Below are 6,619 nucleotides of genomic sequence, written 5' to 3' on the forward strand. Positions count from 1 at the left end.
GGTGTCGACAGTCTTCGAGAGCTCTTCATTGGTCAGGATGCGCGCCGGCAGATAGGCGCCGACGCTGCGGATGATGGACTTCTTGTCGGTCACGCGGGCTTGGCCTCGGGTTCGGGAGTTTCGACAGGCGCGGCGTTAAGAGTCGGGAAGCGGCGCATGCCCTCGCCGATCTTGTCCATGACGCGGTTGCGGGCCATTTCGTAGCCGAGGCCGAGCGCGCCCTTGAAGCCGATCTCGTCGGTGCCGCCATGCGACTTGATGACGACGCCGTTGAGGCCGAGGAACACCCCGCCATTGATGTTGCGCGGGTCGAGCTTGCGCTTCAGCGCCTCGAGCGCCTGCCCAGCGATGGCGGCGCCGAGCATCGAGATGATGTCGGCCTTCAGCGCATCGCGGATATAGGTGCCGACCTGCCGGGCGGTGCCCTCCGCGGTCTTCAGCGCGATATTGCCGGCAAAGCCCTCGGTGACGACCACGTCGACAGTGCCCTTGCCGATATCGTCGCCCTCGACGAAGCCATGGTAGATGAACCCCTCGCCGCTCGCCGCCTGGAGGATGCGCGCGGCTTCCTTCACTTCGTCGTGCCCCTTCATCTCCTCGGTGCCGACGTTCAGCAGGCCGACCGTCGGCAGCTCCTGGTCGAACAGCGCCCGGGCGAGCGCCGCGCCGAGAATCGAGAAGTCGGTCAACTGCTTGGCGTCCCCGCCCACCGTCGCGCCGACATCGAGCACGATGATGTCGGTCCTCAGCGTCGGCCACAGCGCCGCGATCGCCGGGCGCGAGATGCCCTCGATGGGCCGCAGGCAGAACGTCGCCATCGCCATCAGCGCGCCGGTATTGCCGCCGGAGATCGCGACATCGGCCTCGCCGTCCTTCACCGACTGGATCGACGCCCACATCGATGAGGTGTTGCGCCCCTTGCGCAGCGCCTGCGACGGTTTTTCGTCCATCGAGATGACGTTGTCGGCATGGACGATCCGCGAAATCTTCTTCAGCGCCGGGAACTGCTCCAGCAGTGGCCGCAGCTCGGCTTCGCGGCCATGGAAGATGAAACTCGTGTTCTTGCGCTCGCGCCAGAACAGGTACGCGCCCTCTACCGCCACGCGGGGCCCTTTGTCGCCGCCCATGGCGTCAACGGAGATACGGATGGAATCGCTCATCGCCGCCCGGTCCAGCGTCCCCTTGCGGAGACGGGTTTCAACATACTCAAACGCTTACCCCAGACAAGTGCCGCGCCTTCATCGACGTATCGGAGTTCAGGCACTCCATGTCACTACCCCTTGTCCTCAGTCTCCTTGAGGATTTTGAGGCCGGCGAAGGGCAGATCGCTTTCGGTGTCGCCATCGTCGCCCAGCGATCCGAGGCTTTCGCCGGGGAGGCGGGGATACGGGTCGATGGCCAGCGCCAGGGTCTCGATGATGAGGTCGGTCAGATCGGCCTCGTTGCCTTCGAAATGGTCCGGCACGTCCTCGCCTTCAAGGTCGACGAAGATTTCCGCGTCGGCGGCCGCGGCAAAATCCTTCCCGCCACCGGGCAGGAACACGCGCTCGATCGGCTCGTCGATCTCCTGCGTTACCGGATCGAGCGAGACGACGCTCGGCTGCACCGTGGTGGCGACCAGCCGCCCGGTCACCCGCATGCCGCCCTTGAAGCGGACGGCACGGAGCGTCGCCTCCAGCTTTTCCACCGCGGTGATCCGGAGCTGATCGGCGATCGCCAGTCGTTCGTCGGGCTCCACCGACAGCGTCAGGTCGCGCCCGGTGATCGGCATCGAATCAAGCCGGATGCTGGCATCGGCGATCCTGAAGCGGGCCTGGCGCGCGTTCATGCAGCGGCCGCCATTTCGAGTCGCCCGCCGGTGATTGCCGCGAGCGCCTGCCCGGCCAGCCGGTCGTACTGGACGAAGAGATAGGCCGCGAGTTCGCCGGCATGCGAGCCGTCGGCCTCGCCATAGACATTGCGCTTCAGCACAGTTTCGACGCCGGGCCGGTCGTTGCGGTCCATCGCCTCGTTGACGCCGGTCATCAGGCCGTAGAACAGCTCGGTCATCTGGCGGACCTTCTTGGGCACCGCGAGATCCCCAGCCCCCATCTCCCTGAGCGAGCGGTCCATGTCCTTGAAGAACAGGTCGAACAGCGCCTGGCTGAACTCCGCCCCGGTCTGCTTTTCGAGTCGCAAGCGCCGGAACAGCAGCGACAGGTGCAGCGAGATCATGTCGAAACGCCCGGTCACCGTGTCCGGAACGCCCCACTCGGCGTAGAAGACAGGTTGCCGGGATTGCGCCACAATGGCTGTATAGACCGCATAAACAGCGTCCGCGGCCGGGTTTTTCCTGAACAAGTTCAATATCATCAGTCGCGCTCCGCGGTTGTGCGGTCGAGGGGGCTGCCGGTGTGGAAGGGTTCGGGCCAGGTTCGCAGCCAGCTTGCCAGCAGGCGCCTTTGACAGCTACACAGTGCCCGCCCGGCCAAGGCCGTGCTAATAGTAGACAGCGATCGGGAAAGTCAAATTGATGCCTCTGCGCACCGCCACGAAAAGCCTCCTCCCGATTTCCGCTGCCCTGCTGCTGGGTCTGTCGCTATCGGCCTGCTCCAGCGGGCTCAGCCTCACCCAGTCCAAGGCGCGCGGCTACGAAATCTCCGAAGATGCTGTGGCGCAGATCCGGGTCGGTCAGAGCGCCGCGCTGGTCACCGCCGTGCTGGGCTCGCCGCAGATCACCAACTCCTTCGCCACCGAGACCGCCTGGTACTATTTGGGCGAGAAGGTGCAGCAGACCGCCTTCGGCATGGAGCTCAGCAAGGAGCGCACGCTGCTGGTCGTCTACTTCGACAAGAAGAACAAGGTGGTCGATACCGAACGGCTCGGCATCAAGGACGGCAAGATGTTCAACATCGAGAGCCGCCGTACCCCGTCCTACGGGCAGGACCGCACGTTCCTCGAGTCGATCATCTCGTCCATCTGACGTTCATCTTCGTTCAGACGGCGTTCATCAAGACGGCAATCCAGCGGCGCTTTTGGGGCGCATGCTGCCCCATCCAAGCGCAAGGATCGCCGCCGCCGCCAGCGGAATCACGAGGATATTGATCGACTGCCAGCCGATCAGCTGCAGTAGCAGTCCCGAGGCGATCGAGGCCAGCGCCATCACCCCGAACACCACCTGCTCATTCAGCCCCTGCACCCGCGCCGCCTCCTCCGGACGGTAGGCGGCGGAGAGCAGCGCGGTCGATGCGATGAATCCGAAATTCCAGCCAACCCCCAGTAAAATCAGCGAAATCACGAAGTGCAGGACGCTGATGCCGGTGAGATTTACCACCGCCGCGCACAGAATCAGCAGCAGTCCGAGCGCCGCCGTCAGGTGCGCGCTGATGCGGTTGATCACCGATCCGGTGACGAAGCTGGGCGCAAACATCGCGACGATGTGCCACTGGATGGCGAACGCCGCCTCCTCGGTGCTGTGACCGCAGACATAGACCATGGCCAGCGGCGCCGCGACCATCACCATGACCATCAGCGCAAAGCTCGCCGAGGCCCCGACCATCGGCACGAGGACGTCGGGGCTCCGAAGTAACTGCTTGAACGGCCTACCGGATTTCTTGATCGCTGCCTGCGCCGCAGTCGGCGCCAGCCGCGTCAGAGCCAGCACGCAGACCGCCAGAACGGCCAACGCCGCCATCGCCAGATAGGTCCCGACAAAGGTCGTTCCCGGAATCAGGTCCTTGGTCACGATGCTGAGCCAGGGCCCCAGGAACCCCGAGATGACGCCACCCGCCAGGACCCACGATATCGCCCGCGCCTTCAGCCCCGCCGGCACGCTGTCGGCGGCGGCGAAGCGGTACTGGTTGGCAAAGGCCGACGTCACCCCGAGCACTCCCAGGGCAATGCTGAAGAGCCAGAAATTGCCGAGCCACGCGGCCAGCGCGGCCAGCAAGGCGCCGGGTATCGCCAGCGCCGCGCCCAGCATGAAGCCTTGCCGGCGCCCCCAGGAGTGGATGAGATAGGCCGAGGGCCCGGTCGCCAGCGCCGTGCCGATGATCATGCAGGTCACCGGCACGGTCGAGAGGCTCTTGTTCTCGATCATCGCGATCGCCGTAAGCGACGCGACGGCCCCCAGAACCGCTTGATTCGACCCGACAATCGCCTGTGCCGTGGCCAGGAGGCCGATATTCCGGACGGGCGACCCTGTCTTGGGAGCGCGCTCGTCCATCGCGCCCTACTTGGCCCTGGCCGTATCGTTGTCGCGCCCCGCCTTGCGGGCCACCTCGTCGAGCACTGCGTTGACCATCTTGGGCGCCTCGTCCTGGTAGAACGCCTTAGCCACGTCGACATATTCGGTGATCACGACGCGCGAGGGGATGTCCGTGCGCTTCAGCAGCTCGAACGTCCCGCATCTGAGGATAGCGCGGAGCGTTGCATCGATGCGGCCCATCGGCCAGCTATCGACCAGCGCGTCGTCCACCGCCGGGTCGATCTGCAGCTGGCCCCTGATCACGCCGGTGACGATCTGGCGGAAAAAGTCAGCATCTGCAGGCAGATAGTCCTCGCCCTCGATCTCACGCCCGAGGTGCACGGTGCTGAACTGGCTGAGCGTATCCTCGAGCGACTGCCGGCCCACATCCATCTGGTAGAGCGCCTGAACGGCGGCGAGCCTGGCCGCGCCGCGCTGGTTGGCAGTGCGGGGAGCCGAGGGATCACGTGGCTTGGGTTGGGCCATATCTAGAAAGTCATTCTGTTGTCTGCGGCAACGCGCGCAATGTTCTGCCCTTTGGCTTACCCAGTGGGCGGGGCAACCGCAATCTCAATCGTCGTCGCGGCTGGGCTTCAGGCGCTCATCGTCGCCCAGTTCGGTGAGGAACGAACGGAAGTCGTCCGCTGCCGAGAAATTCTTGTAGACCGAGGCAAAGCGCACGAACGCCACGTCGTCGAGGCCCTTCAGCCCCTCCATGACGAATTCGCCGATCTGGTCCGAGCTGATCTCGGCGTCGCCGAGGCTCTCGAGCTGGCGCACCACGCCCGAGATCATCCGCTCGACCCGCTCGGGCTCGACGTCGCGCTTCCTCAGCGCGGTGTTGACCGAACGCTCCAGCTTGTCGCGATCGAACGGAACCTTGCGCCCGGATTTCTTGACCACCAGCAGTTCGCGCAGCTGCACGCGCTCGAAGGTGGTGAAGCGCCCGCCGCAGGCATTGCAGATCCTGCGGCGCCGGATGGCGTTCGAATCCTCGGTCGGCCGGCTGTCCTTCACCTGCGTATCGTCGTTTCCGCAATAGGGACAGCGCATTAGCGGTGCTTCCTCGCAGTGGTCGCAGACAGGTCGGGGGGCGGCTCCCCTCCCCCTTGAGGGGAGGGACGGGGGATGGGGGTCCATCGGCTCTCGAACTGAACCACCCCCTCCCCGGCCCTCCCCGCAAGGAGGAGGGAGGGCGAAAGCCGCAAAATCGAAGGCGCGGACGGGTTCAATGCCTCAGTCCTGATAGATCGGGAAGCGCGTGGTCAGCGCCTTGACCTTGTCGCGCACCGCCGCCTCGACCGCGGCGTTGCCTTCGTCCGAGTTGGCCTCGCGCAGCCCGTCCAGCACCTCGACGATCAGCTTGCCGATCTCGCGGAACTCGGCCTCGCCGAAGCCGCGCGTGGTGCCCGCAGGCGTGCCCAGGCGAATGCCCGAAGTGACGAACGGCTTTTCCGGATCGAACGGGATGCCGTTCTTGTTGCAGGTGATGTAGGCGCGGCCGAGCCCGGCCTCTGCCCGCTTGCCGGTGGCATTCTTCTTGCGCAGATCCACCAGCATCAGGTGGTTGTCGGTGCCGCCCGAGACGACGTCGAGGCCGTTCTCGATCAGCGTCGCCGCCAGCGCGCGGGCGTTGGTGACCACCTGCCGGGCGTAGGCCTTGAACTCGGGCTGCAGTGCTTCCTTGAACGCCACGGCCTTGGCGGCGATGACGTGCATCAGCGGCCCGCCCTGCAGGCCGGGGAACACCGCCGAATTGATCTTCTTGGCGATCGCCTCGTCGTTGGAAAGGATCATGCCCCCGCGCGGTCCACGCAGCGACTTGTGGGTGGTCGTCGTCACCACGTGTGCATGCGGCACCGGCGAGGGGTGCACGCCGCCAGCGACGAGGCCGGCGATATGAGCCATGTCGACCATCAGATAGGCCCCGACTTCATCGGCGATCTCGCGGAACCGCGCCCAGTCCCAGACGCGCGAATAGGCGGTGCCGCCGGCGAGGATCAGCTTGGGCCTCGCTTCCCGGGCTTTCCGCGCCACCTCTTCCATGTCGAGCAGGTGATCGTCTGCACGCACGCCGTACGACACCACCTTGAACCACTTGCCGCTCATGTTGACCGGCGACCCGTGCGTCAGGTGTCCGCCCGAATTGAGATCGAGCCCCATGAACGTATCGCCGGGCTCGAGCAGCGCCAGGAACACCGCCTGGTTCATCTGCGAGCCCGAGTTCGGCTGCACGTTGGCGAAATTGGCGCCGAACAGCTGCTTGGCGCGCTCGATCGCCAGGTTCTCGGCAATGTCCACATACTGGCAGCCGCCATAGTAGCGCTTACCGGGATAACCCTCCGCGTACTTGTTGGTCATGATCGAGCCCTGCGCCTCGAGCACGGCCTTCGA

At 65.3% G+C, this 6,619-nt stretch carries 8 protein-coding genes; 1 reads left to right on the forward strand and 7 read right to left on the reverse strand.

Annotation, left to right across the window (positions count from 1 at the left end; all coding sequences use genetic code 11):
- Positions 1–89: 89 nt before the first annotated feature.
- The 3 genes from plsX to JWQ89_RS17425 form a co-directional block, all read right to left on the reverse strand.
- Positions 90–1,160: a phosphate acyltransferase PlsX gene (gene plsX / locus JWQ89_RS17415; RefSeq protein WP_299643017.1), complete on the reverse strand. Its 1,071-nt coding sequence runs from the start codon at positions 1,158–1,160 to the stop codon at positions 90–92.
- Between the two features lie 113 nt (positions 1,161–1,273).
- Entirely contained in the window at positions 1,274–1,828 is a 555-nt protein-coding gene (locus JWQ89_RS17420) for a DUF177 domain-containing protein (protein WP_299643019.1), read from the reverse strand.
- Positions 1,825–2,352, reverse strand: a complete 528-nt coding sequence (locus JWQ89_RS17425) for a ubiquinol-cytochrome C chaperone family protein (protein WP_299643021.1) — start codon at positions 2,350–2,352, stop codon at positions 1,825–1,827. The genes JWQ89_RS17420 and JWQ89_RS17425 overlap by 4 nt, the downstream gene beginning before the upstream one ends.
- Positions 2,353–2,512: 160 nt before the next feature.
- Here JWQ89_RS17425 and bamE point away from each other — a divergent pair, with 160 nt between their 5' ends.
- On the forward strand, positions 2,513–2,962 hold the full coding sequence (gene bamE, locus JWQ89_RS17430) for an outer membrane protein assembly factor BamE (RefSeq protein ID WP_299643023.1): 450 nt from the start codon (positions 2,513–2,515) through the stop codon (positions 2,960–2,962).
- A 27-nt stretch (positions 2,963–2,989) separates the two neighbouring features.
- Here bamE and JWQ89_RS17435 read toward each other — a convergent pair whose 3' ends face one another.
- From JWQ89_RS17435 to glyA, 4 genes are all read right to left on the reverse strand, one after another.
- Positions 2,990–4,204 carry an MFS transporter gene (locus JWQ89_RS17435; RefSeq protein WP_366144020.1) on the reverse strand — a complete coding sequence of 405 codons (1,215 nt, stop codon included), beginning with the start codon at positions 4,202–4,204 and terminating at the stop codon, positions 2,990–2,992.
- Between the two features lie 6 nt (positions 4,205–4,210).
- Positions 4,211–4,711, reverse strand: a complete 501-nt coding sequence (gene nusB, locus JWQ89_RS17440) for a transcription antitermination factor NusB (RefSeq protein WP_299643026.1) — start codon at positions 4,709–4,711, stop codon at positions 4,211–4,213.
- A gap of 84 nt (positions 4,712–4,795) precedes the next feature.
- A complete protein-coding gene (nrdR, locus tag JWQ89_RS17445) occupies positions 4,796–5,278 on the reverse strand; it encodes a transcriptional regulator NrdR (RefSeq protein ID WP_299643028.1) in 483 nt (160 codons plus the stop codon).
- A 183-nt stretch (positions 5,279–5,461) separates the two neighbouring features.
- A partial coding sequence (gene glyA / locus JWQ89_RS17450; protein ID WP_299643030.1) for a serine hydroxymethyltransferase occupies positions 5,462–6,619 on the reverse strand: 1,158 nt, incomplete at its 5' end.

Origin of the sequence: Devosia sp. (assembly GCF_028290645.1) — a bacterium.
Classification (GTDB): domain Bacteria; phylum Pseudomonadota; class Alphaproteobacteria; order Rhizobiales; family Devosiaceae; genus Devosia_A.

Excerpts from the sequence above, each read along its gene's own strand:
- JWQ89_RS17425 (WP_299643021.1), bottom strand. The coding sequence starts at position 2,352 with ATGATATTGAACTTGTTCAGGAAAAACCCGGCCGCGGACGCTGTTTAT.
- nrdR (WP_299643028.1), bottom strand. The coding sequence starts at position 5,278 with ATGCGCTGTCCCTATTGCGGAAACGACGATACGCAGGTGAAGGACAGC.
- plsX (WP_299643017.1), bottom strand. The coding sequence starts at position 1,160 with ATGAGCGATTCCATCCGTATCTCCGTTGACGCCATGGGCGGCGACAAA.
- JWQ89_RS17435 (WP_366144020.1), bottom strand. The coding sequence starts at position 4,204 with ATGGACGAGCGCGCTCCCAAGACAGGGTCGCCCGTCCGGAATATCGGC.
- bamE (WP_299643023.1), top strand. The coding sequence starts at position 2,513 with ATGCCTCTGCGCACCGCCACGAAAAGCCTCCTCCCGATTTCCGCTGCC.
- JWQ89_RS17420 (WP_299643019.1), bottom strand. The coding sequence starts at position 1,828 with ATGAACGCGCGCCAGGCCCGCTTCAGGATCGCCGATGCCAGCATCCGG.
- nusB (WP_299643026.1), bottom strand. The coding sequence starts at position 4,711 with ATGGCCCAACCCAAGCCACGTGATCCCTCGGCTCCCCGCACTGCCAAC.